Origin of the sequence: Neobacillus rhizophilus (assembly GCF_018343535.1) — a bacterium.
Lineage (GTDB): Bacteria > Bacillota > Bacilli > Bacillales > Cytobacillaceae > Neobacillus > Neobacillus rhizophilus.
Map to the genome: position 1 here is coordinate 433,719 of NZ_JAGYPF010000001.1, position 25,946 is coordinate 459,664.

Consider the following 25,946-nt stretch of genomic DNA (forward strand, 5'->3'; position numbering starts at 1 on the left):
AGTATTCAGTTTTGGGATATCTTTTTATTTTCTCAATTAAATACTGTACTCCATACAATAAAAAACCAGCCAATTAAACCAAAAAAAGGATTCCCCTTGGGGCCTTTCAGGCACCAAGGGGAATCCTTATATATTATGCAGGCGTGGCCTGTGGTTCTAATTTTTCAATTTCCAACGTTTTAATATGGTAGCCGTCGACTTCGAGGACTTTAAATGCAAAGTCTCCGTATTGTATTTTGTCCCCTTCGCTAACGTCAATTTTTTCGGATAGAACCCAGCCTCCGATGGTATCCATTTCTGAATCATCGAGGTCGAGTCCAAATAAATCGTTAACTTCTTCAATCAGCACTTTACCATCCACGATGGTTTTGTTTTCGTTGATATGATTGATGTCAGGCATTTCGTCAGCGTCAAATTCGTCGCGGATTTCACCGACGATTTCTTCCAAAATGTCCTCAACAGTCACCAATCCGGCCGTACCGCCATATTCGTCCATCAAAATCGCCATATGAATCCGTTCTTTTTGCATTTTAACCAAAAGCTTGTCAATATCAATCGATTCAAATACCTGAATGACAGGACGGACATATTGGTCAATCGTTGCGTCCAACTGATTACCAGAGATAAAGTCCGTTAAGACTTCCTTCATATTTACCATACCGACAATGTTATCTTTCTCCCCATCGATCACCGGGTATCTCGTGTAATTCTCTTTCTTCATAATTTCGAGACATTCGGCTACAGTTTGCGATTTGTCAAATGCTGCAATTTCGGTCCTTGGTACCATGATTTCTTTGGCAATTCGATTGTTAAATTCAAAAATATTGTTTACATAATGATATTCCGATTGATTAATTTCCCCGCTTTTAAAGCTTTCGGAAATGATGATTTGCAGCTCTTCTTCGGAGTGTGCCTGCTCGTGTTCTGAGGCAAGCTTCAATCCAAAGAGTCCTGTAATAAAACGGGCCGATCCGTTTAATGCTTTTACAAACGGATATGCAATTTTATAAAAAAGAATCATCGGCCTTGCCAATATTAATGTAACTTTCTCAGCTTTTTGAATGGCCAAAGTTTTCGGTGCAAGCTCCCCGACTACCACGTGAATAAAAGTGACCAATGTAAAGGCAATTACAAACGAAGCAATTGTCGTCACTGATTCCGGCATGCTCAAGCTATTGAACAGCGGATGTAATATATGTTCCACTGTCGGTTCTCCCAACCACCCTAAACCTAAAGCTGTTACGGTAATACCCAATTGACAGGCAGATAAATATTCATCAAGATTTGAAATAATTTTTCTTGCAGCAATGGCACTTTTATTTCCCTCGGCCACAAGCTGATCAATCCGCGTGCTGCGGACTTTAACAATAGCAAATTCGTAAGCTACGAAAAATGCAGTAAAAGCTATTAAAATAGCAATTACAAATAAATTAATAATGGTCAATAGAATCCTTACTTACAAAATGTAAGCAAGGAATACACCTCCTGTTTTTTGAAAAAATTAGTTTAATAGTAATAACAAGGTTTGTGCCAACGTGACACCCTGCGGTGACAGCTTATTGACAACCATTTCTTTTTCATGCTCGTTTAATTTTTGCAGAAATGGTTCGATGATTTTAATTTCCTCTTTCAGATGCTGCATAATGTTGGCAATCTGATCCACGTGTTTTTCTACTTTTTCTTTGTCAATGCCGCAGTCCGCTTTCATCAGTTCGATGAATGACTTGATTTCTTCAAGCGGCATATTCAAATTTTTGTAATGCTCCACTAATTTTAAGACTTGGACGCTCTCTTCTCCGTACAATCGATAATTTGAATTTGCCCGCACAGGGTTTAGTAAGCCTATTTGGGTGTAGTAATCGATTGTTCGTTTGGAGATGTTCATAACTGCTGCTAGTTCACCAATTCGATACAACTTCCCAACTTACTCACCCCTTCCTATTTTATGTTTACTATATCACATTTTGAACTATACAGTCAACGTGATGGTTTTTAAACAAATGTTTTTGGACAAATTGGTTGAAACTACTCTTATGGTTGAAACGTATAAACATTAAGAAATTAATCGATTTGGAGTTGATTTTTTTGACAGCAATGGACTCAGCTGATTTTTTAAAAAGTGAATTACGGAAGATTGAAAAATGGGAAAAGGATCAAAAGGGCTTATGGTTCTGGGAGAAAATCGGCCGCCTTCCCTTTGTTTTGCTTGATAAACTTACCCCGAAATCAATTCAGGAAAAGCTTGGCACAGCCATTGATGAATTGGGAGGATACATACAAACGGGCGGACAGTACTTGATTAATGAGGATGGTATTTTAAAAAAGTTTGACCGTGATGTGGTAAGTTTTAATCAAGTACAGGCGATGCCAATCAGCAAAATGGATGCAGTAGCCGAGCAAATTCGAAATTCGCGAACCAATATGGCTACTGTTCAAGGTGCCACAACCGGGATTGGCGGAATCTTTACACTCGCTATCGATATTCCCCTGCTAATCGGTATGTCCCTAAAAGTACTACAAGAAGTCGCATTGTGTTATGGATACGACCCTAGGGAAAAATCGGAGCGAATCTTTATTGTAAAATGTCTGCAGTTTGCTTCTTCAGATATTGTCGGGAAAAAAGCCATTCTAGATGAACTTGCGGCTTTTGATGAAGAAAAACAAAATGGACAGGTTTTTTCTCAGTTGCAGGGCTGGCGTGAGGTTGTCATGACCTATCGGGACAACTTTGGCTGGAAAAAGCTGTTTCAAATGATTCCGATTGCCGGAATTATTTTTGGGGCATTTGTTAATAAATCACTTATTGGGGATGTTGCGGAAACAGGGATTATGCTGTATCGGAAACGGAGAATATTGGAGCGGATGCATCAGTTGGAACGGGCTTATTAAAAATTTAAAGAAGTCCCCCCCTCTTCCTTTGTGTCAATATTAGGTATAATAAAATCAAATTGATAGGAGTGAATTTTATGATCAATATTTTAGGTCAAGTTATGGTTTATGTTAACAATCAGGATGAAGCGGTAAAATTTTGGACAGAAAAGGTTGGATTTACGGTTATTTCAGAAGAAGATAACGGTCAAGGCATGCGTTGGATTGAAGTCGCCCCGACTAATCAGGCTGAGACAAGCATCATTCTGCACAATAAAGAATTCGTTTCTAAAATGGCACCTGAGTTAAACCTAGGCACGCCCTCTTTAATGTTTTTCACAAAAAATCTTGAGCAATTACATAGCGACTTATCAAACAAAAACGTTACAGTTGGAGAAATTGTTAATATGCCCAATGGTAAGGTGTTTAATTTTGCAGACAGCGAAAATAACTACTTTGCAGTGATGGAAAAAAACAGGTAAGAATTGAGGGGAATTCTCCTAGTCAAAAAGAAAAAGCATGGACCTGAATCCATGCTTTTTCTTTTGAATTATTTAAAATAGTCTCTTAAAAACATAGCTGTATCAATCATTTTTACTTTCATTGCATTCTGCCTTCCAAAATACCCTTTAATAAGGACAGTAGTTTTTTCCTTCATTTGGCTAACAAGCGTTTGATGCAATTCATCAATAGAATCAAAATGGTTCACATTTTCATCGCGAAGAATAGATAAATTTAATATTCTGGATACCTTTTAAAGCATCAAAGCTTGACAAGTTGACGTCAAAAGCCGCCATAATTGGCGGCTTTCTTTTGAATAGGAAAAACTCCTTCAATATTTCAAATAAAAAAGCGGATCTTTGGTTTGACAAGACCCACCTTCGCTTCATTAGTTTGCATGCCGCATTCCCATATCTGCAGCCGTTTTTCGTGAGACTTTGTGGTTAATAAGGTAAATGCTTAACAGAATTAATATCATGCCGCCAAATAAACTGGCGGTAAACGGTTCTTTTAGCATAAATGTACCGATAACAACGCTGATCATTGGCACCAGGAATGTGAAGGAACCAACCTTACTTGCTTCACCAGCACTCATCAATTTCAGGTAGGCCGCCGTTGCCAATGTTACTCCAAAGATTCCGGCGTATAATAGGCTCCAGACAAATGATATGGTCCAGTTAATGGCATGGACGTTTTCAGTGTATGCTCCATAACCGAACATAAGCAAGCCTCCAATCATATTTTGGATGGCTACAAGCCATAGGTTGTGCACAAGTGCACTAGTTTTTTTCACATAGACAGTTCCGATGGCCCAGCCGATACCGGTAATAAGTGCTAGAATAATTCCAATTACAGAAATTTTTCCCGACATCCCTTCAAGACTTACCACGACTACGCCAAGAAATCCAATGACCATGCCTAGAATTTTCTTTACTGATAAGGATTCCTTCAGCCACAGCCAAGCTAGCAAAACCACAAGCACGGGCTGCAGATACACAATAACGCTAAATAAGCCGGAAGGAAGATACTGCAAGCCAATCATCTGGATGCCATTGAACATAAGGATATTAAAAAAAGTTGAAATAAGATAAATAAACCACGTTTTTTTCCATTGGATTTTTCGCCATTGCGGGATTAAAATTAACGCCAAAAAAACCCCGCCAATCACTCCACGCAATCCGGCAAAAAGCATCGGCGGCGAATAGTTGAGAGACACTTTGTAAACCGGCCACATTGTTCCCCAAATCAGAACAACAAAAGCAATGCCAAGGACCGTCTTTGTTCTGGACAATTGCTCCATGTTTTTAAGTACCTCCCCTAAATAATGTATTAATGATTAAAATTATTTCCCATTTTCCATTCTATCACCTTTTTCAGAATATTGTTTGAATTGTGCTTTTCGATTTACTAAATAAATATGACACATTGTCACTTTTGCTATTGACTTATGACAACGTGTCACATATAATACTTCTTATCAAGAATTGTGACACAGTGTCACATCCCAGATAGGAGAATATTGATGCCTAAACAAACGTTTTTTCATTTACCTAAAGATAAACAGGATACTTTAATTCAATCCGCCAGGAAAGAATTCTCCAGAGTCCCGCTACATGAAGCATCTATTGCTAACATAATCAAAGATGCTGGGATACCGAGAGGCAGTTTTTACCAATATTTCGAGGACAAAGAGGATTTGTTTTATTATTTGTTAAGCCGGCTCTCCCAAATCAATTATGAGCGATTTGTTTCAAGCTTAAATGTGAATAACGGTGATTTATTTGATACTTTTATTGATTCATTTCAACTTATGATTAAGTATCACAGGAATCCAGAGCATCAAAATCTTTTTAAAAATGCTTTTTTAAATATGAACTATAAACTGGAAAAAACTTTGGCTAATAACATTTATGAAGAAGATCAGAAGAATCGTTATTTAGATATGGTTAGCTTAATTAACACAGGAAATTTAAATATTAAGGATGAACAAGAGCTGCATCACGTTATAAAAATAATAACCGCTGTAACCTTTCATAACCTTGTTCAAATGTTTGTGAAGGATTTAACGGACGAGGAGGCTCTTCAAAATTATCAAGTTCAACTTGACCTAATAAAGCGAGGGTTATACAAGGAAGAACCCCGATGAATTCCCTTGAAGGAATTAAAAAAGAGCATGTTGATTTAAAAAAGATTGTAGAAAGGCTTAGGCAACAAGGTATTAAGGCAGCGATTTGTAAACGGCCTATAATGCTTAAAAAAATATAAAAGAGGAGAATCATATATGGATTCAACAATACAACAAAAGAAAACACCCTATTTAATGCTAGCGATTTTATTCGTCGGAGCATTTGTATCATTTTTAAATAATTCACTTTTAAATGTGGCTCTGCCATCAATGATGGTAGATTTAAATATTAAAGATTATTCCACTATCCAGTGGCTTGCAACAGGGTATATGCTGGTTAGCGGCGTTTTAATTCCAGCATCAGCATTTTTGTTAACACGCTTTTCGAATCGCCGTTTATTTATAACATCGCTCGCCATTTTCACTCTAGGTACTGCATTAGCAGCCTATGCTCCAAACTTTAGTGTATTACTTACCGGACGTTTAATCCAGGCAGCAGGTTCTTCCGTAATGGGACCTTTGTTAATGAATGTGATGCTGATCAGTTTCCCACGAGAAAAACGCGGGACAGCAATGGGTGTTTTCGGATTAGTCATGATTACAGCCCCTGCAATCGGCCCGACATTATCCGGTTATATTGTAGAAAATTATGATTGGCGATTACTTTTCGAAATGATTTTACCGTTAGCTATCATTAGTTTACTATTAGCCATTTGGAAGCTTGAGAATGTAATGGAACAAAATAAAAATGCAAAGCTGGATTATTTTTCTGTTGTATTATCTTCTATCGGCTTTGGTGGTTTGTTATATGGTTTCAGTTCTGCAAGCTCAGACGGCTGGACAGATACAATCGTCTTAACCACTTTAATCGTTGGAGCTGTTGCACTAATTTCCTTTATCGTCCGTCAATTGAAAATGGATGAACCATTATTGGATTTACGTGTCTACAAGTACCCAATGTTTGCACTTGGCTCTGTCATTGCGATTGTCAATGCAGTGGCCATGTTCTCCGGCATGATTTTAACACCGGCATATGTTCAAAATGTTCGTGGTATTTCCCCGCTTGATTCAGGTTTAATGATGCTGCCTGGTGCGATTGTAATGGGGATTATGTCGCCGATTACAGGTAAGTTATTCGATAAATTTGGTCCACGCATTCTAGGTGTATCAGGTCTTTTAGTCACAGCCATTTCTACTTATATGCTGGCAAACCTGCAAATCGACTCTAGTTATACCTATATTATACTTGTTTACACTTTGCGTATGTTAGGTATGTCAATGGTGATGATGCCAATTATGACAAACGGCCTCAATCAATTACCGACGCGCTTAAACCCACACGGTACAGCTGTTAACAATACAGCTCAGCAAGTATCTGGTTCCATTGGTACAGCCGTTCTAGTAACAATTATGAATTCCGTTACAAAATCGGAAGCTACAAGCCTAATGTCTGGTGTTGACCTAACAACCTTTACTGCTGCTTCAAAAGCGCTATTAACACAAAAGGCTTTATTAGCAGGCATTCAATATTCATTCTATGTAGCACTTGGAATCAATATTGTTGCCCTCATCTTAGCGTTATTCGTTAAGCGCGTCGATACTAGCAATGAGGCGGTCAAACAATTAGAACAGCAAAAAAATAAACAAACCAATACGGTTGCAAATTAAAATGGATTTATGGGGACGGTTCTTGCTCATCATTTGATGCACAAGAACCGTCCCTATGTTTCATTCTATCCTCAACATTCCAGCCAGTTCGACTAAGGCGGATTTCTTTATAATGCGGTAGTGGCGCCCTTCCTTTTGCAAATATCCTTTATCGCAAAATTGCGCGAGGACATGCAGGAGGTGGCGGTAGGAGACACCTAAAAAGTCACATACCGTTATGTGTTTTTCCTTATATACTCCTTCATCAGCGGTTTGCAAAATAAATTCGGCAAACCGGTTTTCCAGCGGGAACGCGAGGGTTTGCGAATACTTTGCGGCCATTTTTGTAGCTTTGACACTTAAAAACTTCGTTAATTCACGCAAGAATACCACATCTTCGAGGAGCTGTGCACGGCAGCGATGAAAAGGGAGTGCAAAGCAGACCGTCTTCGTAGTCGCTTGAATCCCTTTTGTATAATACACATCGTTTAATAATTCCATTTCTCCTACAAATTCATTCTCATTGATAAAGTTTATTAATGAAACCTTTCCATTTAAATGCGTTATATAAATTTTTGCTTTTCCTTCGATGACATAAAATAAGAAATCCGGCCTCATCCCCTCCTGAATAATCCACTCATCTCGTTTATATTCTCGCACTTCTACAAACTCAACGATTGGAAAAGAAAATAAATGGGCAATGGAGTGATCTTCCAAATATCGTTTTCTTTTTTCATTTTTATAAATTTCCATAATCCACCTCAGAAATATGAGATATCTCATATTATTGTATGGTACCGCATGATAACATGCAAATCAGAGGTGAAACAGAATGAACACACAACGCTGGATGAGCAGTCAGTTTTTTACATTTTTTTTAACATGGGGCGTCTTCCTCCCCTATTGGACGGGATGGATGATTCATATAAAGGGAATTTCCATTTCACAAGCCAGTTTGATTATGAGTTTAGGCTTGGTTGTAAGAGGACTTTCTACACTATTTGTGTATCCATATTTTTCGGGGATGTTCAGCAGCAGAACACTATTAAACGGGATGGCAATCGGCACTTTTCTTTCGATGCTGTGTTATATTCCCGCGAATTCCTATTCCAGTTTGCTAATGGTAACGCTGCTATTAAACCTTTTTTACCCGACATTAATGCCTGCATTGGATACTGCGGCTGGTGTTCTTGTACAAAGTAAGCAATTAAAACATTATGGAAGAAGCCGTTCTTGGGGGTCCATCGGGTTTGTTGCGTCTGGCATGGTCTTAACAGTCTTTACAGGGGCACTTGGGGATGTCGTCATTTTTTGGTCGCTTTTACTCGGCACGATAGTATTAGTTGGTCTTGGCCTTATGCCGGCACCACTTGTCTTGTCTGAAAAACCACAACCGAACCAAACAAAAAGAGCAAGAATGTTAAACCTATTTCGCATTAAACACTTCGGTTTGGTGCTTGCGATAGTGATCTTACTGCAAGCGGCTCATGCTACCTATTACACTTATGGCTATATTTTTTTACAAGAAATACATTCACCAAAATATTTAATAGGTTTAATCCTTAACATTGCGGTCATTGCAGAAATCATTTTCTTCTTAATTGCCGATCGGTACTTTCAACGTTTTTCTACAGGCTTTTTACTGGCACTGTCATCACTTGGTTCAACCGTTCGTTGGATTTTGGTTTTTGCTTTTCCAAATGTAATTGTTTTCTCTATCTCGCAAATTTTGCATGCACTTTCGTTCGCCATGTGCCATTACGCTTTTATGAAATACTTGATAAAAAATATTCCCCACCTGCAGATTCCGAATGCGCAAGGCATGTACTCAGCACTTGCACTAAGCTGGAGCACAGCGGTATTCACTATATTCGGCGGGTATCTATATGAAATCGAGCCGCGATTCGCATATATTGGCATGATTGTTTGTTCCATCCCATCAATGGTGCTTGCGCTTGTATATCGGAAACTTGAAAAATAGGGACGGTTTTTGTGCATCCAATGATGCACAAGAACCGTCCCTTTGTATTCATTCAATACTAGAATTCGTAATATCAGCCTCTATCCTACTCAGGAACTCTTCTGCGGCGCTGTAACCTTGCTGCTTCAAATACCAGTTATTTGCCGCTGCCTCGATTAACCCTGCTACATCTCGTCCTGGCTGGAGTTGGATTTCAATGGAAGGAATCTTAACACCCATATAGTCTGTAGAGTGAACTTCTTGATCCAAATCGTTATACAAGGCATCTTTTTCCCATCTGGTCAAATTAATATCCAGCGCGATTCGTGTCTCGTCCTGAAAAGCCTTGCGTCCATATAACCGAACCACATTCAGCAGCCCAATACTGCGAAGAGCCAAAAACTCCTTGGTTTTCTCATCGTGAGTACCCAGAATGGTTTGATGACTAAGCTTTTTTAGAACAACAATATCATCCGCAACCAGCCGATGTCCCCGGCGGATTAAGGTGTGCGCTGTCTCGCTTTTTCCAACCCCCGAATTCCCTCGAATTAAAACCCCAATACCGGATACATTCATACAAACTCCATGCACAGCAATTTCCGGTGCTAATTCTTTCACCAAATACGCATCCAATTTGGGAATAAACTCTGATGTAATCTCAGGCTTATTTGTCAACAACAAGGGGATGCCCTGTTCAACACAATGTTGATTCAAATAGGTAAGTCCTTCTTCACCACAAGTTACGATAAAGCATGGCGGATGATAATGGACAATATTTCCGATTCGGATTTTACGTTCCTCTTTACTTAACCTATGTAAATAAGTAACTTCCTTTTTTCCTAAAATTTGAACTCGCTCTGTTGGAAAAAAGTCAAAATGGCCAACAAATTCCAAGCCCGGACGATGCACCCGTGATTGCGTTATCACATTCTGAAGCTGACTTTCGCCAGCAAGTACCTTCAATGAAAACTTCTCAACCAAGTTTTCAACTGTTATTTTCTTCACTTCTAAACTCCCCTCAATTAGTCTTTATATAATTGCATTCCTTGCATTATATTTAGGATTAATGAAATCATCATCATTAACAAAATAAATTGTGACTGTAACTATCAATCCTTGTCCATGTAGAATACTCATTCAGTATTTCTGATAAAGGGCCATGAACCATAAGAACCGTCCTCATGCCTCACTTTTCCTTTAAATAAATAATCAACTCTGAACGGCTTTTGAGTTCTAGCTTATCTAGAATGCGGGAAACATAGTTTTTAACTGTTCCTTCTGTTAAAAATAATGTCGCGCTGATGGTCTTGTTGCTTTTTCCTTGCATAATTTGTTCAACGACTTCTATTTCTCTTGGTGTAAGTATTTTGGACAAGTCTTTCTTTTCCGCGGTAGGTGCCTGCGGAGATTCAGGAACATTCCGGAGGGCGCTGATTAGTTTACTTGTTACATCTGAATGAAGTAGTAGCGTTCCTTCGTGTGCAGCCTTTATTGCCTTAATAATCTCTTTTAGGTCAGAGTCCTTTAGAATAAAACCGTCTGCCCCATTCTTCAGTCCATTAAAAATATACTCATCTTCATTAAAGGTGGTTAAGATGATTACTTTCACATTTGGATATTTTTCCTTAACTGCTTTTGTAGCCTCGATGCCATTCATGACAGGCATTCTGATGTCCATGAGTATCACATTAGGCGTCATTCTTTCCAAAAATACAAGAAGTTCTTCCCCATTCGTTGCTTCCCCGATGATCCGAATCTCTTCATTTAAACTAAGCAACATTTTTAAACCATCCCTGACAATTCCCTGGTCATCTACAATTATCACGTCAATCACTTTTCATCACTCCACATTTGTCACAAATGGAATTTCCGCTTCCACCGCAAAACCGTGTCCCTTGGCCGACACAAACTGAATACTCCCGTTCAATAAATGGATTCGTTCCTCCATTCCCCGCAGGCCGTGGGATTTTTTAATATCAGTACAGCCTTCCCCGTCGTCCTCTACTTTCAACAGCACCTTTTTTTCATTTACAAAAATATCAATATGAAACGTATGGGTATTCCCGTGTTTAATCCCGTTTGTAATGGCTTCCCTCACAGTTTCAAAAATTCCATTTTGAATGTCGCGGCTTGCGAACTCAACGGTGTCATCGAAAAATAATTCAAATTGTAATCTGCCGGCGGTTTGTAAGCTATCTATTAAATCCTCAATAGAGTCGCGCAGCTTAACCTTATCTTTCCATGCCTGATTATCCTTTAAAACATCAACTGCTTTACGAAGGTTCGTAATCGATGTTTGCGAAATGACTAAGGCTTTCTTCATGACATCCTTTGCTTTTTCTGGATTTGATTCCATCATATTATCGGCAAATTCTAGGTGCATTTTTAAGGCGATCAGGGCATGGCCGATGGAATCGTGGAGCTCCTGGGCAATTCTAGTCCGCTCTTTTATAATCGTGATTTCCTTCAGTTTGACATTAGCCTCCATTAATTCAGCATTGAGCAGATTTCCCTTCTCCCTTTCCCTGCTGTTGCTCCGAACGAGGTAGATAAGCGCCATCAAAGCAAAGTAAGGGATTAATGCTTGCTGGATTCCTGCCTTAAGAGCAAACATGCCGATCACAAACATGAAAATATGAAGAATAACAAGGCCAATTTGTATAGTCGGCAGATAAATAAAAATTTCTACGATTGGAAAAATAAAATAAATATTTAGCGGTATGTTATCAAATTGAATCACATATAAACCGATTGCTATAATACTTACCGACATCGATATATAGTAGATTATACGATTTTTTTCATATAGTTGGTAATAATTTCTGTAAATATCATTTAAATGCAAAATAACCAATCCTATAATGAAAGCCCCCTTTAAAGGTATCGAAGAAGGAGACTGCCCCATAATATCAATCGAAGCCATAATGATCAGGATGATTCGAAAAATCATCATGACCGAGGGGGTTTTATGTTTTTCCATGACATGACATCACATCCATCAATTAGTTTCTATTTTAATTGCATTATACTATTCTGCTAAAAAACTGAATAGGTATCTAAAGTCATACAAAAATGAAAAATGGGGACGGTTCTTCTGCTCTGATGCAGAAGAACCGTCCCCATAAAACTTCCCATGAACTTTTAAACTGATACAGGTTCCTTTTCTACACTACGTTTCTCTTTCGATAAATCCTTCTTATTGTTTACAGGTGCGCGTCCTTTACTTAAGCCAAGTGCAAACGCTGTTGAAGCATGAATTTCGTCGAAAAGCTCTGGGTTGTCCACTAGTGAAACGCCGTAAGATGGAATCATTTCTTTTATTTTTGGTTCCCACGCTTCTAGGTGCTGAGGGAAACATTTTTTTATGATCTCGAGCATGACGGAAACAGCTGTTGATGCACCTGGTGAAGCACCGAGCAATGCTGCGACTGAGCCATCTGTTGCAGTGACCACTTCAGTACCAAATTGAAGCGTTCCTTTACCGCCTGCTTCCGTATCTTTAATAACTTGTACACGTTGTCCAGCTACCACGATATCCCAATCTTCGCTTTTTGCATTTGGAATAAATTCGCGCAGTTCTTCGATACGCTGTTCCTTCGATAACATTAGTTGTTGGATCAAGTATTTTGTTAATGGAATGTTTTTGGCACCTGCAGCCAACATCGTAATGACATTATTTGGTTTTACAGAACCTAATAAGTCCATATTTGAACCAGTTTTCAAAAATTTTGGTGAAAAGCCCGCAAATGGTCCAAACAATAGTGATTTTTTGTTATCGATAAATCGTGTGTCAAGATGTGGCACTGACATTGGAGGAGCACCAACCGCAGCCTTGCCGTATACTTTTGCATGATGCTTGTTTACAACCTCAGGATTGTTACATACTAAGAATAGTCCACTTACAGGGAATCCTCCAACATGTTTACTTTCAGGAATACCAGTTTTTTGCAGTAAAGGCAAGGAGCCGCCTCCGCCGCCAATAAAGATAAATTTTGCAGTATGGCGTTCAATTTCACCGGTTTCCATATTCCACACTTTTAATCCCCATAGGCCATCCTCAGTACGTTTAATATCATCAACTTGATGTTTGTATTTGATTTCAACGTTTTGGTTCTTTAAGTGTTCAGTCAACATGCGTGTTAAAGCACCAAAGTTAACATCCGTACCAGAGTCAATTTTTGTAGCCGCTATTGGTTCCTTTGAAGTCCGGCCTTCCATTATAAGCGGAATCCATTCTTGCAATTTTTTCGGCTCATCGGAATATTCCATCCCTTGGAACAATGGATTGTTTGAGAGTGCTTCAAAACGTTTTTTCAAGAACTCTACATTATTTTTCCCTTGTACCATACTCATATGTGGCAGCGGCATAATAAAATCGTGCGGATTGCGGATCAGATCACTGTTAACAAGATAAGACCAAAACTGTCGTGAAACCTGAAACTGTTCATTAATTTTGATAGCTTTGTTAATATCTATTGATCCGTCTGGTTTTTCTACAGTGTAGTTCAACTCGCACAGGGCAGAATGTCCAGTTCCTGCATTATTCCATTCGTTCGAGCTTTCCTCGCCTGCTTTTTCAAGCTTTTCAAAAACTGTAATTTTCCAGTCCGGTACTAATTCCTTTAAGAGTGTCCCTAAAGTGGCACTCATGATTCCGGCACCAATTAAGATAACGTCTGTTTCAGTTTGTCTGCTACTCATTTTTCCCATCCCTTATATGCTATGATTTGCAGAAAGGATGCTGGCGCCTATGCTTAAAGCAAACAGCAAGCTAAGGCGCGACTAGTTACACACCTTTTCTGGATCAATTAATTCCTTTATATAGTGTATCACTAATATCGATAGATTTAAATATTTATTACTATAATAATAGTTAGTAAGCTATTTAAAAGCTGGTAAAAGTGAGAAGTACATCCACAAGGCCCTGTATTTATCAATCTTTTTGGCAATCGCTTACATTTCTGTGAAATCATTTTTTTATGATGAATAATTATAAACCGCGCCGTTTACCTATACACGGATTATATTTCAATTATCCTATTAATATCTTTTCTTCAGCATATCTAAGTCTTGCCTTATGGCGCTTGGACATGAGCGCGAATGCCATGGTTAAAGGCCCAAGGCGACCGATGAACATCATCAAGGTAATTAAAAGTTTTCCATAAGGTGATAAATCACCAGTGATACCCGTTGACAATCCGACTGTTCCGAATGCTGAAATGGTTTCAAAAAGCAGCTTATTCATCGGCATATCCTCTGTATAGGTCAGCAAAAAGAAAATCGTAAAGATAAAAATGATGGCTGACACCCCAATCGATAAGGATTTATTGACCAAGTTCCAGGAAATTCTTCTTTTAAAAATATTGACATCGCTTCGATTAGTCAGTACAGTCCAAAAGGCAAATATGATAATGGCAAACGTCGTAACCTTAATTCCTCCGCCAGTAGAGCCAGAAGAAGCGCCGATAAACATCAATGCCATCGTAAAAACTTGCGAGGACAGCGTCATATGGCCAATATCAATGGTATTAAAGCCGGCTGTTCTTGGTACGACACCTTGAAAATAGGAGGCCCAGAATTTATCGTTCCAGCTTAGATTTCCAATCGTTGCGGCATTATGAAATTCAGAGATTAATATAATTATTGTTCCAACAACATTAAGGATTAATGTCATAAGGAGCGCCACTTTGGAATGAAGAGACAGTTTACGTAAAGATTTTTTCTGCCAGACATCTAGTATAACGGTAAAGCCAATACCGCCGATGATAAATAATGAAGTGATGGCTAAGTTGACGGTCGGATCGCCGACCCATTTGCTGAGATTGTCTGGTTCAAGGCCAAAACCGGCATTGTTAAAAGCAGATATGGAATGAAAAAATCCATAATATAAGGCTTTGGTCCATGCCATCTCAAAGGACCAGCGTATGGCTAAAATAAGCGCCCCTGTTATTTCTACGATTAAAGTAATAAAGATAATTCTGGAGACGAGTTTTACCACGCCTGAAAGTGTAAATAGATTTAGCGAATCTTGAAGTAGCAGTCTTTCTTTTAAGCCAATTTTCTTTCCGAGGATGATAAACATGAATATGCCGATGGTCATAAATCCCCAACCGCCAATCTGGACTAAGAAAAGCATCACCAGCTGGCCGAAAATGGTAAAGGTTGTTCCTGTATCCACAACCGCGAGACCAGTAACGCAAACGGCCGACGTTGCCTCGAATAAGGCGTCGACAAAATGGAGGCCCTTTCCCTCTTCATAAGTCGAAATGGGCAGCATTAATAAAAGTGTACCTAGAAAAATAAGTACCGCAAATCCGATTACCAGAATTTGCGCTGGATGCAGTTTGATAAACTTCCCTTTTTCCTTTTTTAACTCCACAAATACTCCCCTTTGTTTGGTAAGATATGAAATGTGTAAATATTGGATAAATTTATGAATCATATCTTACTCTCGGGAGTTGGATTTGTAAACAAAAAATTTCTTTTCCCGCATGTTGTTTCCTTTCATGATTCCATTTCAGATTCTTCCCAGCTTTGCGAGGTTTTAAAAATTTTCTTAGCCTCATGCCTGTCGGAGGCCTGCAATTTATTAAGTATATTCGTAACATGATTTGCTACAGTTTTCACACTTAAATGGAGCCTAGCAGCAATTTGTGCATTTGTTTTTTCCTCGACAATCAACTCCAATATTTCCTTTTCACGGGCAGTTAGGTCGGACAATACAGGATTTACCGATTCTATCTCTTCTGTTTTTGAAAAATATTGCATCATCCGTGCGGCAATGTCCGCGCTGAACACGGCGCTGCCATTTCCGACCATGCGGATGGAATGAAGGAGTTCCATTTCTCCGGCATCCTTTAACACATACCCGCTTGCACCCATTTTCATTGCCGTAAAAACAGATTTATCATTTTTCAGCATCGTGACAATTAGAATCTTTATTTTCGGAAATTTTTCCTTTATGATTTGAGTGGCTTCAATTCCATTTAGTCCTGGCATGCGTATATCCATGACAATGACATCCGGTTGGTGTGAAGACGCCATTTCTACAGCTTCCTCTCCTGTGGCAGCCTCACCAATCACTTCCAAGTCATCCGTTGTTTGAATCAAATTTCTAACTCCTCCGCGAAACAACGGATGGTCATCAGCTAAAACTATTCTCATCCCTCATCACTCCTGTCGAAAAAGGCAGCACTGCCCTTACTCGTGCTCCACCCATTTCCAAAGATTCCATTTCACATTTCCCGCCAAGCTCCAATGCTCGCTCCCTTATCGATGTTAAACCAATTCCTCCGTTTTGGGACGGCCTCAGCTTATCAGGAAACCCAGCACCATTATCCGTAACCTCGAGTTCTAGTGTGTTTTCTACAATTGTTACACGAACTTTACATTTGGTCGCATTCGCGTGGCGGAGTAAATTGACGAGGGCTTCCGTTATAATCCGGTACGCTGCAACCTCAACAGCTGCGGGCAATACAGGCAAACATTCCGGGGCTTCCAAGAAAATTTCAATGAAACTAACTCCCGATGTGGCAGACACTTCTTCCGACGTTTTCCTGATTTCATCCACCCTCGCCTGGATTGAACCCAGCAGTCCAAATTCATCGAGTGTCGGTGGGCGTAATCCATGGACCATCGTACGAATTTCATCCACAGTTGAACGAATTACTTGACGCAGCCCCTCCATTAACTCCAAAGCTTTCGCTGGATTTCTTTCAATATATTGCTCGGCTGCCGCGACGTTAAAAGCTAATGACATGAGCCGGGGGGCAAGGTCATCATGAAGGTTTCGGCGGATTTGCAGCCTTTCCTCTTCACGTGCCAGCACCAACCTTTCCCTTGACATCTGCAGGTCATTTGCCAGTAATTTCATTCCCAAATTCATTTTCACATTTTGAAGTACGGGACCAGCTTGGCGGAGAAGAACAACAATAAGTTTATTGTCCTCACCAGTAAATACCTCATTTAAAGACCTGCTTGATAAATGAAGTGTCCCTAGTTCTTCCCCTCCATGAATAATCGGTAATGTGTGGATATCAAACTTTACTTTTCCCGATGCTGCAGCAAGTGTCTCTTTTCCGTTTATATTAACGAAAATCCCGGCGTATGGCAGGCAAAGAGCATCCCGTATCGTTCCTGTCACAACGTTTAGCATTTCTTCAGGCGCAATGGGTTTGATCAAATGATCCCCAAGTTCCTTCAGAACGGTATACGGATCATCATGCCTTCCCTTCATCAGCCTGTTCACAAGAAGCTGCAATCTTTCTTTTATTGGCGCAAAAAGAATTGCCACAATGGCGGTTGCCACTATGGAAATGATGAAGTTGTTATCTGTCTTAAATATGCTGCTAAAATAGAAAACTAAAAATGAGTATAGAAGAATAATAGCCAGCGACAAGGTGCCATACACAATCGTCCGGTTCACAACCGGGTCGATATCCCACAAGCGATGACGGAGAATTGCGAATGCTAATGTTAATGGTATGATGGCAACAACGCTATATAATAATGCACTTAAATAGAGGTAAGATACTGGGTTTTCGCCAAAAATCGGATAGACAAAAAATCCGCTTATGATAATTGACCCCAGAAATGAGAGCGAAAATCCATAGACCACCCATTTGGTTTGTTGCCGCTCGACCTGGCTGGATATTTTTTTATATTGATAGATTTGTGAATAAATCATAACAGAAATCATGAATCCATAATAAAGCAGTCTCGCCATGCTGGACCAATTTAATAAATCAACAGCCGTGCCCGAAAAAATCAAACTAATGAACTGGATGATACAAAAAGGAGTAAATAGCACAAGCGGCCAGCGGTGAATAAAACGTCCGTTTGGAAATATTAAGAAGAATAAGAATAGAGCCATTCTACCTACAGCCCCGATGATTTCCGGAAACTGGTCTACCAACTCGCGGCCATCTGATGCAAGGTATACCAATGATGTGTAGGTTGACCCATATGTGACCAATGCCAATACTGCCAGAAGCCCCATTATATCCCGCCTGCTTTTAAAAAAAATGATGATAGCTGCTGTGAAAAATAGGAAGGCAAACGTGGATTCGATGATGACAAATAACGCCGCATACGTGTTAGAGGTTAAATGGTATTTGCTTAACGCTTCAATCGTTGTTGGGGGCGCAGGTGCCAAGGAACTACAGGACTTGAGGATACATTCGTTTCGTAGGGCGTCATAATAGCCTGCAATGGATTGAATGAAAAATACTAAGGTCAGTATAGAAAAAATAATCACAAAGACTTGAAACAAGAAAATTTTCTTATTTACTCCATTCATCCAGGAACTATCCCCACCTTTTGCACCTAAGATATAGGAAAATTATAACAAGACGACCAACTTCTGTATAGATTTGGTTTTTCCCGTTTATTCCCATAAAAACTTCCCGCTTGAAATGGGAATCCCCCTCCCTTCAAATCAGGAATTCCCCTTTGATACGATTAATTCGTAAACAACAAAACAAAGGGAGTTGGAAAACATGACGTTAGAAAAAATCGTTAAAGTTCTTGGGTTTATTGCTTTTTTAGGGGGAATCGCCAGAATGGGGATGACGCCTTCAGGTTTGATTTGGGGGTCGGACAGCACACCTGAGCTAATCTTCGCTTTTGCCGCAAGTATATTAATGGCAATCTCGTCTATGGCTTTGTTTATGTCCCAGTCACGGCAGACAGGGGTTTTCGGTTTCATCTCCGGTCTCATTCTTTCTGCAGGAAACTTAATGCTATCGGCGACATTCTATGGTTTGTTCGCTTACGGTGGTTACCCGAAAGACGGCTTGTTCGTCAATCTTGCGAATAGTCTCTCCTACGGAGGGCTGCTGTTTGCCACGGTCATCCTGATGATTGTTACCTTTCGCGCAAAAGTGTTCCCTCGCTGGTACGCAATAGTGTTCTTGCTCATGCTTGTCTGTCTCGGCCTTCCGTTCCTTGGTGATTTCTTCGCCTTCTTCTGGGGATTGACATATGTACTGATGGGTTACTCCATCTTCACTGGAAAAGGAATCAGCGTTGTCACTGTTAAAAAAGAGGAAATTTCCTTATAAAATAAGACTTTTACTTTAAAGTAATCCATCAGCGGATTTTTTAAAGATATCAGCGAATTCTTGGCACATATCAGTGAATTTTTAATTATATCGGCGAATTTCCAATTTTATCAGCGAATTATCGAAATATATCAGCGAATCGCAAATTTTTATGAATAAAAACGGAAAAGCTCCAACGCCTATCTCTCTGGCTTTGGAGCTTTATCAATTAACCTATAAAGCAGCAAATTCACTAATCAGCTGCTCAAACCGTTTCAAAGCATTGTCAATCGGTTCAGGTTTAGATAAATCTACACCGGTTTTCTTTAACAACTCGAGCGGATAATCGGAACTGCCGCTCTTCAAAAATTCAATGTAAGCATTGACGGCCGATTCGTCCCTGCTTAATAGCTGTTCAGCAATATGAATGGCAGAAGCAAAGCCGGTTGCGTATTTGTACACATAGAAAGGTCGGTAAAAATGCGGGATCCGTGACCAGCCGTATTTCACTTCCTCATCAAACACCACTTCGTCCCCGTTATATTGCCTAAATAAAGATTCGTAAATTTCACTAAATACATTAGCGTTTAAAGGTTTTCCGCTTTCCGCATATTCATGCGTGATTTTTTCAAATTCTGCGAACATGACCTGTGTAAAGAAAGTTCCTCTAAATTGGTCAATAAAATGATTTAGCAAATATTTCCGTATCTCTTGATTTGTTTCTCTTTCTAACAAATAATGAATCAATAGTACTTCGTTCACCGTTGAAGCCACTTCGGCTACAAAAATACTGTAGCCGGCGGAGATTCTTGGCTGGTGCTTGCTGGAATACCAGGAATGCATCGCGTGACCGAATTCGTGAATCATGGTGAACATACTATCCAAATCATCATGTTGATTTAGCAGCACAAATGGATGAACCCCGTAGACACCCAGGTTGTAAGCACCCGAACGCTTGCCAGGTGTTTCCCGGACATCGATGTAGCGGGCATCTTTGAAGGTTTTCAGTGTATTAACGTAATCCTCGCCCAGGGGTGCCAAAGCTTTTAAAATCGTTTCATACGCTTCTTCATAGGAAATTTCTAATTTCACACCAGGAACCAGAGGAACGTTCAGATCGTACTGGCGCAGCTCCTCCAAGCCAAGCAGTTTTTTTCGAATAGAGCCATATTGATGCAACGGTCCAATATTGGCTTTTGTTGCCGTAATCAGATTTTCATAGACCTCTTTTGGAACCATGTCCCCGAACAAACCTTTTTCCAAAGCGGTTGGGTAGTTCCGCAAGCGGGCCAACGTCGTATTTGTTTTAACGTTTGCAGATAAAGTGGAAGCAATCGAATTTTTCAATTGCAAATACGGCTGATAATAAGCCTTGTATGCTTCCCTCCGCTTATCTCGATCCTCATCTTCAATTAACTTTGAGTACATGCCGCGCGTCAGTTCGACTTTCATTCCTTCATCATTCGTCACCTCGCCGAATTTGATATCGGCGTTGTTGAGCATACTGTAGGTGTGGCTTGGCGCAGAAAGGGCCTCACCTAAGTTGGATAAGATCTCTTCTTTTTCCTTGGTCAAAACATGTGCTTTATATCGGAAAGCTTCAAAAAGGTCTTGTTCAAAGTATTTTAACCGCGGTTCTTGCTCGATATATTCTCTTAATGTGCTTTCCTCTAAACTCAATAAAAATGGCATGAAAAATGATGAAGCTGCGCTTATTTTTACGGAAAGCTGCTTGGCACGGTCAACGAGCGATTGCGCCAAGGCATCGCGGGTGTCTACATCGGCCTGGAGCATGCCGTACACATAGACAAGATTCAATTTACTGGAAACTTCCTCTTTTTCGGATAGATAATCATAAAGTGACTCTCCATTGTGAATCGCACCATCAAATTTTTTCAATTCGGCAGTCTTTTTTTCAATCCAGAGATAATCATTTTCCCAGTCCTCAAGATTTTTATAAAGGTCCTCGAAATTCCATTTTTCTTTTTCCGGCACCTCAACCCTTGACTTATAAGTAATGGTCATGTGAATCTCCCCTTGCAATTGTAAGTTACTTAATTTTACCATTTAATTGAATGCTGTTATAATCAAAACAAAAAAATTCTCGCAGGTGAGTTTATGAGAAAAAAATACTCAAATCTCGATGATGTGAAAAACAACAAGTCATTTAAAGATATGATGAAGTGGAACAAAGAAAGACGAAGCAAGGTAAAGGATTTAACGATTAATATTCCACAATGCCAGGATAAACAGATTGAAGAAATTAAAGAAAACCGTAGCATGACTTCTTATACCTGGATTGGCCACTCCACCTTTTTGATTCAAATGAATGGAGTTAATATATTAACCGATCCAGTCTGGGCAAAGCGGATGGGCTTTCAAAAAAGATTAACGGAGCCCGGGATTCCACTCGAGGATCTTCCTGAGATTGATGTAGTCGTTATTTCTCATGGCCATTACGATCATTTGGATTTTCCAACCATCAAAAAATTAAAGGGGAACCCTCAATTTTTTGTTCCAATTGGTTTAAAGCCGCTTTTTAACCGGAAAGGATATCAAAAGGTCAGCGAAATGGGCTGGTGGGAAAGTGCTGAAATCAGAGGCATCCAGATTCATTTTGTCCCGGCCCAGCACTGGACAAGAAGGACGCTGACGGACATGAATACATCCCATTGGGGAGGGTTTATTTTTCAAAATCAAAAAGAAACGCTGTATTTTGTTGGAGATACAGGATATTTTGCGGGATTTAAGCAAATCTCCGAGCGTTTCGACAACATTGATACTGTGTTTATGCCAATTGGTGCTTACGAGCCGGAATGGTTCATGAAGGATTCACATATTTCGCCGGAAGATAGTGTGATGGCATTTTTAGAATTGAAAGCGAAAAAATTTGTCCCGATGCATTATGGTGCCTATCGGCTGGCGGATGATACCGGCCCGGAAGCCCTTGAGCGCCTTTATCGTGAATGGGAAAAACTGCAGCTTCCACTACATCAATTAGAGGTCTTAGCTATAGGAGAGACGTTTATACAGGATTAAGTTATTGTTTAAAAACAAAGTGTTTCCCAAGGAGCATTTAGGGTTATTCCTCTGGCAAACACTTTGTTTCCTGTTGAGGATATATTTTTTCAAAAACTTTTTGAAAACAATAGTTTAATAACGCATCTGCAAAAATTAATAAGAAAAAATAACTGGATTTTACTTTAATTTTAAACACATCAAGTTTTTTGAATAAAGCTAGTACCGGAAAAGCATAAATTAAGTCCCCTACAAAATTGATTAAGGCATATAACAAAAATCTACCTTTCGATAAATAGAAAACCCAAATATTCATCACAAGGTATGGACCAAATAATAGAAGGAATGCGGTATGCGTCATGTTTTTTTGACCGCCTCTTACCTTCCATAATTTTTTTGTCGTAAAGTAAAATATTTCACACATGACTGTCATTGCCGAAAACAAGGAAACTGGGAGATATTTGACAAACACCTTCTTCTTATTAGGGAGTAAAATTACTGAAACCCAAGAGGCTAAAAAGAAAAGAATTCTAATGGCAACCGGTAACATTTTATCATCCTTGTTTAAAATATGATTTTCCGTTCAATGCTTTTACTTTGGCTATAATGAGTGATTCATATACACTTTTTTACCAACAAAGAAGCAAAAGATTATTATGAATCTATGTACGGCCAAAAATAAAAACAACCATTGAGGTTGTTTTCTTATATTAGCGGCTTTCCGGCATCTGGAGAAAGATTCGGATCACCACCGCCAATAATGATGGCACTCTCCGCTTGAATGTCGTTGTCAGCTGTTATTGCCCCATTTTCATCGTGAGCTTTATTCGTTTTCTTTCCCTCTAAGTCATTTAGCAATTCCTGTGGGACATATTCGTTCTCTTTGCGCAAATTTCGCACCACCCTTCCAAAGGGTAGTTTTTGCTTTTTCTATAAATATATACAGGGTATATTAGTTGGGTTTTCCTATTCATTTATTATTTTCCACGACCTTATCGAAAATGTTTTCACTTTTCGATGAGGTTTCTGTCTGACCTTTCCCCATTATTTTCATTAATGCTTCCTGTGTCAGCGGTTGTGCATGCGGCATTAGTTCAAATCCGAATTCACCATCCGTTTCAATCGTACCGATTTTTACATCCGAAACATAAGAAATTCCTTTTTGTCGCATCCGCATTTCTAATTGCCCTTGGGTAATACGGAGTTTTTTTAAACTTTCCATTATGATTTTTCCATCATTAATGACCAAGGTCGCTTCGCCAATTGCATAACGTTCAATGAAACTCGATTTCATCTGCAGCTTTTGAAAAATAAATAAAAATATACCGAAGAAAATCAGAATGATGATTACTTGATAAAATTTATTTTCCTTAATGGCATGCCCCATGGTGGTCCCGGTTGCCAAAATGACAACCGACTCCAAATTGGTCATCCTCGCAACTGATTTTTTCCCGACAAATCTTAATATAACGATACTTGTAATTAATAAAATGGTTGCCTCATAAATGAAGTAGAATTTCAACAGTACCACACCAAACATAGCTTATTTATGATTATTTTATCCCAAGTTCATTGGAAATCATCCACTAATTTCTTCTTGGAATTTGCCTGTTATAATAGGAGAATTAAGGAGTGGTACCAATGAAACTGATTAAATTCCTTGTAATTTTTGTCTTACTTATTGGTCTTGGTGTATCAGCCTGGATTTATTACCCAAAATATCAAATTCAGAAAATAAAAAAACAGACTGTGGAAGTTAGTGCAAATGTCCATAAAATCTCTTATCTTGATTATTTTCGAAACATGAAAAAAGATGAAATTTACCACCTGGCAATTGGCGACTCTGTCATTCGCGGTGTAGGTGCAGAGCAAAATGAAGATCTTGTCAATCAATTTTCGAACAAGCTAGGCAGCCAGATTAAGAAGAACATTCAATTTCAAAATGAAGGTGTTAACGGGATTACGAGCGGCGAGTTAAGGGAATTGGTTCTCGAAGGTCGGTTTGATGAAGAAATGAAGAAAGCCGACATCATTACCATTAATGTCGGCGGAAATGATGTACTGAGGGCTGCTAAGGGTCAGAACCTGCAAAATGTATTTCAATCGTTTGGTGAGCTACAAACCTCTTTTACAAAAAACTTATCTGACATCGCATCAAGGGTAAAATCGGTGAATCCTGATGCCACCATTGTATTTTTGGAATTATATAATCCGTTATCACCGTCTGACAAACTGTATCCTCTTGCAGATCAATTGCTGCCGAAATGGAACCTTAAACTATATGAAACTGCCAATCAATATTCCCCATCTCTTGTGATTGAAACCACTAAGGTAATAAATGGGGAAAGACCGGAAAATTTATCGCCGGATGGTGTGCATCCTAATTCGAACGGTTATTCCGCTATATCAGAGCTAATGATTTATCAATTTAAGCATCAGTATCGAATCGATTCTGTATAAAACCGAAGGAGCCGTAAAGGCCCCTTCGGTTTTTATTGTCCATCTGCTCCGTTTTGCGTTACTCTGCGGACATGGTCATCTTCAAAATTATTAGCTCTTGCTTGACTTTATCGTCAAGCAATTTCTTTTGGTCTACCTGCGGCGAGGGGGATTGTTTTTTCTTGGACATGAAAATACCTCCATTTGATTGTAATGTTCACCCTCTTATTTTGCATTTTTTTATGAAAATCATTCTCCACCGGCTTTTATGTAACGGTTATTCCCAAGTATTCTTTTTCAATATCCTCGAATTCCTTTTCTAATTCACTTATGGACCATTCATATAGATGTTTTTCATTGATTTTAAAGATACCTAATTTAATTAGCTCTTCAATTGAACAGTTTCGTTAAGAAGATGTTCCATTAAAAGCTCCCCCAATCTCTAAGCTAATAACAAGTTCGTCACCTTCCACTGCCATTATAAAATGTCCAATTCGAAGATTTTGTCGAAAAAGTAGATTTTTACAGAATTGTTATCATTTTTTAATAAACTAGTGTGATAGTCACGAATATTTTTAACGAAATTGTTAAAAATTGGACGGCTGCAAAAAATGGTTTTTTACTATTTATATATGTATATAATAAAACCGGGAATTGTTTAATGAGATAAGTTGTTAAATGTATGCGCTTACGCGATATGAGACAAACCGCGGGAATAGAATATGCTCATAGTAAAATCTTTTTAAATGGAGACCCACAAAAAAAGCAACGGAATAATCCATTGCTTTTTTTGGGTCCCATATTTTTATTTTGCCGCTGCCTTTGCCGCTTCCAAAGCAGCTTCATAATTCGGATGGTTTGTCACTTCGGAAAGATACTCGACATACGTAACAATGTTTTCAGCATTTACCACGAAAACAGCGCGGCTGTTTAAACGAAGTTCCTTTATATACGTTCCATAAGCTGTACTGAATGACATTTCAAAATGGTCAGACAATGTCTGGACGCCGCTGATACCGGCAGCCCCGCACCATCTGCTTTGGGCAAACGGAAGATCGGCGCTGATGGTCAGTACCACAACATTATCGCCCAATTCAGACACTGCTTCATTAAAGCGCCTCGTCTGCTGGTCGCAAACTCCCGTATCAAGTGAAGGTACCACACTAATCAGCCGGACCTTTCCATATGAATCAGCAAGAGTAACTGGCGAGCGGTCATTTGCCAAAACCGTAAAGTCAGGTGCTTGATCGCCCACTTTAATTTCTGGCCCCAGCAAGGTTACAGGATTACCCGCTAATGTTGCCGTCCGAGTCTGTTCTTGAATCATTTCTTGTTCTCCCCCTTTAAC

Annotated in this window: 25 protein-coding genes and 1 pseudogene; 9 read left to right on the forward strand and 17 right to left on the reverse strand. The window is 39.3% G+C overall.

All coding sequences use genetic code 11. From position 1 onward, the window contains the following. Positions 1-133: 133 nt before the first annotated feature. Together KHA99_RS02105 and KHA99_RS02110 are read right to left on the reverse strand one after the other, a co-directional pair. Entirely contained in the window at positions 134-1,444 is a 1,311-nt protein-coding gene (locus KHA99_RS02105) for a hemolysin family protein (RefSeq protein ID WP_213115778.1), read from the reverse strand. 57 nt (positions 1,445-1,501) lie between these two features. Continuing rightward, complete coding sequence (locus KHA99_RS02110; RefSeq protein ID WP_213115779.1) at positions 1,502-1,915, reverse strand: MerR family transcriptional regulator; 414 nt, start codon at positions 1,913-1,915, stop codon at positions 1,502-1,504. A gap of 179 nt (positions 1,916-2,094) precedes the next feature. Between KHA99_RS02110 and KHA99_RS02115 the strand changes: the two genes are divergently transcribed. Together KHA99_RS02115 and KHA99_RS02120 are read left to right on the forward strand one after the other, a co-directional pair. Further along, positions 2,095-2,889 carry an EcsC family protein gene (locus KHA99_RS02115; RefSeq protein ID WP_213116864.1) on the forward strand — a complete coding sequence of 265 codons (795 nt, stop codon included), beginning with the start codon at positions 2,095-2,097 and terminating at the stop codon, positions 2,887-2,889. 77 nt (positions 2,890-2,966) lie between these two features. Next, complete coding sequence (locus KHA99_RS02120; protein WP_213115780.1) at positions 2,967-3,350, forward strand: VOC family protein; 384 nt, start codon at positions 2,967-2,969, stop codon at positions 3,348-3,350. A 407-nt stretch (positions 3,351-3,757) separates the two neighbouring features. Here the strand turns inward: KHA99_RS02120 and KHA99_RS02125 are convergent, their stop codons facing one another. Next, positions 3,758-4,669, reverse strand: coding sequence for a DMT family transporter (locus tag KHA99_RS02125; protein WP_213115781.1), 912 nt, complete (start codon positions 4,667-4,669; stop codon positions 3,758-3,760). 222 nt (positions 4,670-4,891) lie between these two features. Between KHA99_RS02125 and KHA99_RS02130 the strand changes: the two genes are divergently transcribed. From KHA99_RS02130 to KHA99_RS02135, 3 genes are read left to right on the forward strand one after another with little or no spacing between them, the layout of a single operon-like run. Beyond that, positions 4,892-5,515 carry a TetR/AcrR family transcriptional regulator gene (locus KHA99_RS02130; protein ID WP_213115782.1) on the forward strand — a complete coding sequence of 208 codons (624 nt, stop codon included), beginning with the start codon at positions 4,892-4,894 and terminating at the stop codon, positions 5,513-5,515. Beyond that, positions 5,512-5,634: a hypothetical protein gene (locus KHA99_RS31135; protein ID WP_261363763.1), complete on the forward strand. Its 123-nt coding sequence runs from the start codon at positions 5,512-5,514 to the stop codon at positions 5,632-5,634. The genes KHA99_RS02130 and KHA99_RS31135 overlap by 4 nt, the downstream gene beginning before the upstream one ends. A gap of 16 nt (positions 5,635-5,650) precedes the next feature. After that, complete coding sequence (locus tag KHA99_RS02135) at positions 5,651-7,162, forward strand: DHA2 family efflux MFS transporter permease subunit (RefSeq protein WP_213115783.1); 1,512 nt, start codon at positions 5,651-5,653, stop codon at positions 7,160-7,162. Positions 7,163-7,222: 60 nt separating this feature from the next. Here KHA99_RS02135 and yeiL read toward each other — a convergent pair whose 3' ends face one another. Further along, the gene (gene yeiL, locus KHA99_RS02140) at positions 7,223-7,894 is read right to left on the reverse strand and encodes a transcriptional regulator YeiL (protein WP_213115784.1); all 672 of its coding nucleotides are present in this window, start codon (positions 7,892-7,894) and stop codon (positions 7,223-7,225) included. Positions 7,895-7,973: 79 nt separating this feature from the next. Here yeiL and KHA99_RS02145 point away from each other — a divergent pair, with 79 nt between their 5' ends. Beyond that, positions 7,974-9,122, forward strand: coding sequence for an MFS transporter (locus tag KHA99_RS02145; protein WP_213115785.1), 1,149 nt, complete (start codon positions 7,974-7,976; stop codon positions 9,120-9,122). Between the two features lie 48 nt (positions 9,123-9,170). Here KHA99_RS02145 and hprK read toward each other — a convergent pair whose 3' ends face one another. The 7 genes from hprK to KHA99_RS02180 form a co-directional block, all read right to left on the reverse strand. Further along, a complete protein-coding gene (gene hprK, locus KHA99_RS02150; protein ID WP_213115786.1) occupies positions 9,171-10,106 on the reverse strand; it encodes an HPr(Ser) kinase/phosphatase in 936 nt (311 codons plus the stop codon). A 181-nt stretch (positions 10,107-10,287) separates the two neighbouring features. Beyond that, positions 10,288-10,932: a response regulator gene (locus tag KHA99_RS02155; protein ID WP_213116865.1), complete on the reverse strand. Its 645-nt coding sequence runs from the start codon at positions 10,930-10,932 to the stop codon at positions 10,288-10,290. 9 nt (positions 10,933-10,941) lie between these two features. After that, a complete protein-coding gene (locus tag KHA99_RS02160; RefSeq protein WP_213115787.1) occupies positions 10,942-12,081 on the reverse strand; it encodes a sensor histidine kinase in 1,140 nt (379 codons plus the stop codon). Positions 12,082-12,242: 161 nt separating this feature from the next. Beyond that, the gene (locus KHA99_RS02165; protein ID WP_213115788.1) at positions 12,243-13,802 is read right to left on the reverse strand and encodes a malate:quinone oxidoreductase; all 1,560 of its coding nucleotides are present in this window, start codon (positions 13,800-13,802) and stop codon (positions 12,243-12,245) included. A gap of 331 nt (positions 13,803-14,133) precedes the next feature. After that, positions 14,134-15,543: a TrkH family potassium uptake protein gene (locus KHA99_RS02170; protein WP_213115789.1), complete on the reverse strand. Its 1,410-nt coding sequence runs from the start codon at positions 15,541-15,543 to the stop codon at positions 14,134-14,136. A gap of 62 nt (positions 15,544-15,605) precedes the next feature. Then, entirely contained in the window at positions 15,606-16,265 is a 660-nt protein-coding gene (locus KHA99_RS02175; protein WP_213115790.1) for a response regulator transcription factor, read from the reverse strand. Further along, the gene (locus tag KHA99_RS02180; RefSeq protein WP_213115791.1) at positions 16,246-18,399 is read right to left on the reverse strand and encodes an ATP-binding protein; all 2,154 of its coding nucleotides are present in this window, start codon (positions 18,397-18,399) and stop codon (positions 16,246-16,248) included. Before KHA99_RS02180 ends, KHA99_RS02175 begins: the two co-directional genes overlap by 20 nt. 199 nt (positions 18,400-18,598) lie before the next feature. On the opposite strand from KHA99_RS02180, the gene KHA99_RS02185 reads away from it, so the two are divergent. Then, positions 18,599-19,162, forward strand: coding sequence for a hypothetical protein (locus tag KHA99_RS02185; protein ID WP_213115792.1), 564 nt, complete (start codon positions 18,599-18,601; stop codon positions 19,160-19,162). Between the two features lie 213 nt (positions 19,163-19,375). On the opposite strand, the gene pepF is transcribed toward KHA99_RS02185, so the two are convergent. Further along, positions 19,376-21,166 (reverse strand): oligoendopeptidase F, encoded by a 1,791-nt coding sequence (gene pepF / locus KHA99_RS02190; protein WP_213115793.1) that lies wholly within the window; start codon positions 21,164-21,166, stop codon positions 19,376-19,378. A gap of 93 nt (positions 21,167-21,259) precedes the next feature. Between pepF and KHA99_RS02195 the strand changes: the two genes are divergently transcribed. After that, positions 21,260-22,180: an MBL fold metallo-hydrolase gene (locus KHA99_RS02195; RefSeq protein ID WP_213115794.1), complete on the forward strand. Its 921-nt coding sequence runs from the start codon at positions 21,260-21,262 to the stop codon at positions 22,178-22,180. A gap of 43 nt (positions 22,181-22,223) precedes the next feature. On the opposite strand, the gene KHA99_RS02200 is transcribed toward KHA99_RS02195, so the two are convergent. The 3 genes from KHA99_RS02200 to KHA99_RS02210 form a co-directional block, all read right to left on the reverse strand. Continuing rightward, positions 22,224-22,709 (reverse strand): hypothetical protein, encoded by a 486-nt coding sequence (locus KHA99_RS02200; RefSeq protein ID WP_213115795.1) that lies wholly within the window; start codon positions 22,707-22,709, stop codon positions 22,224-22,226. A 155-nt stretch (positions 22,710-22,864) separates the two neighbouring features. Next, on the reverse strand, positions 22,865-23,050 hold the full coding sequence (locus KHA99_RS02205) for a hypothetical protein (RefSeq protein ID WP_213115796.1): 186 nt from the start codon (positions 23,048-23,050) through the stop codon (positions 22,865-22,867). A 79-nt stretch (positions 23,051-23,129) separates the two neighbouring features. Continuing rightward, positions 23,130-23,681 (reverse strand): DUF421 domain-containing protein, encoded by a 552-nt coding sequence (locus tag KHA99_RS02210; RefSeq protein ID WP_213115797.1) that lies wholly within the window; start codon positions 23,679-23,681, stop codon positions 23,130-23,132. Positions 23,682-23,800: 119 nt separating this feature from the next. On the opposite strand from KHA99_RS02210, the gene KHA99_RS02215 reads away from it, so the two are divergent. Beyond that, complete coding sequence (locus KHA99_RS02215) at positions 23,801-24,619, forward strand: GDSL-type esterase/lipase family protein (RefSeq protein ID WP_213115798.1); 819 nt, start codon at positions 23,801-23,803, stop codon at positions 24,617-24,619. A 245-nt stretch (positions 24,620-24,864) separates the two neighbouring features. Here the strand turns inward: KHA99_RS02215 and KHA99_RS02220 are convergent. Together KHA99_RS02220 and tpx are read right to left on the reverse strand one after the other, a co-directional pair. Next, positions 24,865-24,993: pseudogene (locus KHA99_RS02220) on the reverse strand (Fur-regulated basic protein FbpA); the annotation flags it as partial. 410 nt (positions 24,994-25,403) lie between these two features. Further along, the gene (gene tpx / locus KHA99_RS02225; protein WP_213115799.1) at positions 25,404-25,925 is read right to left on the reverse strand and encodes a thiol peroxidase; all 522 of its coding nucleotides are present in this window, start codon (positions 25,923-25,925) and stop codon (positions 25,404-25,406) included. Positions 25,926-25,946: the final 21 nt, after the last annotated feature.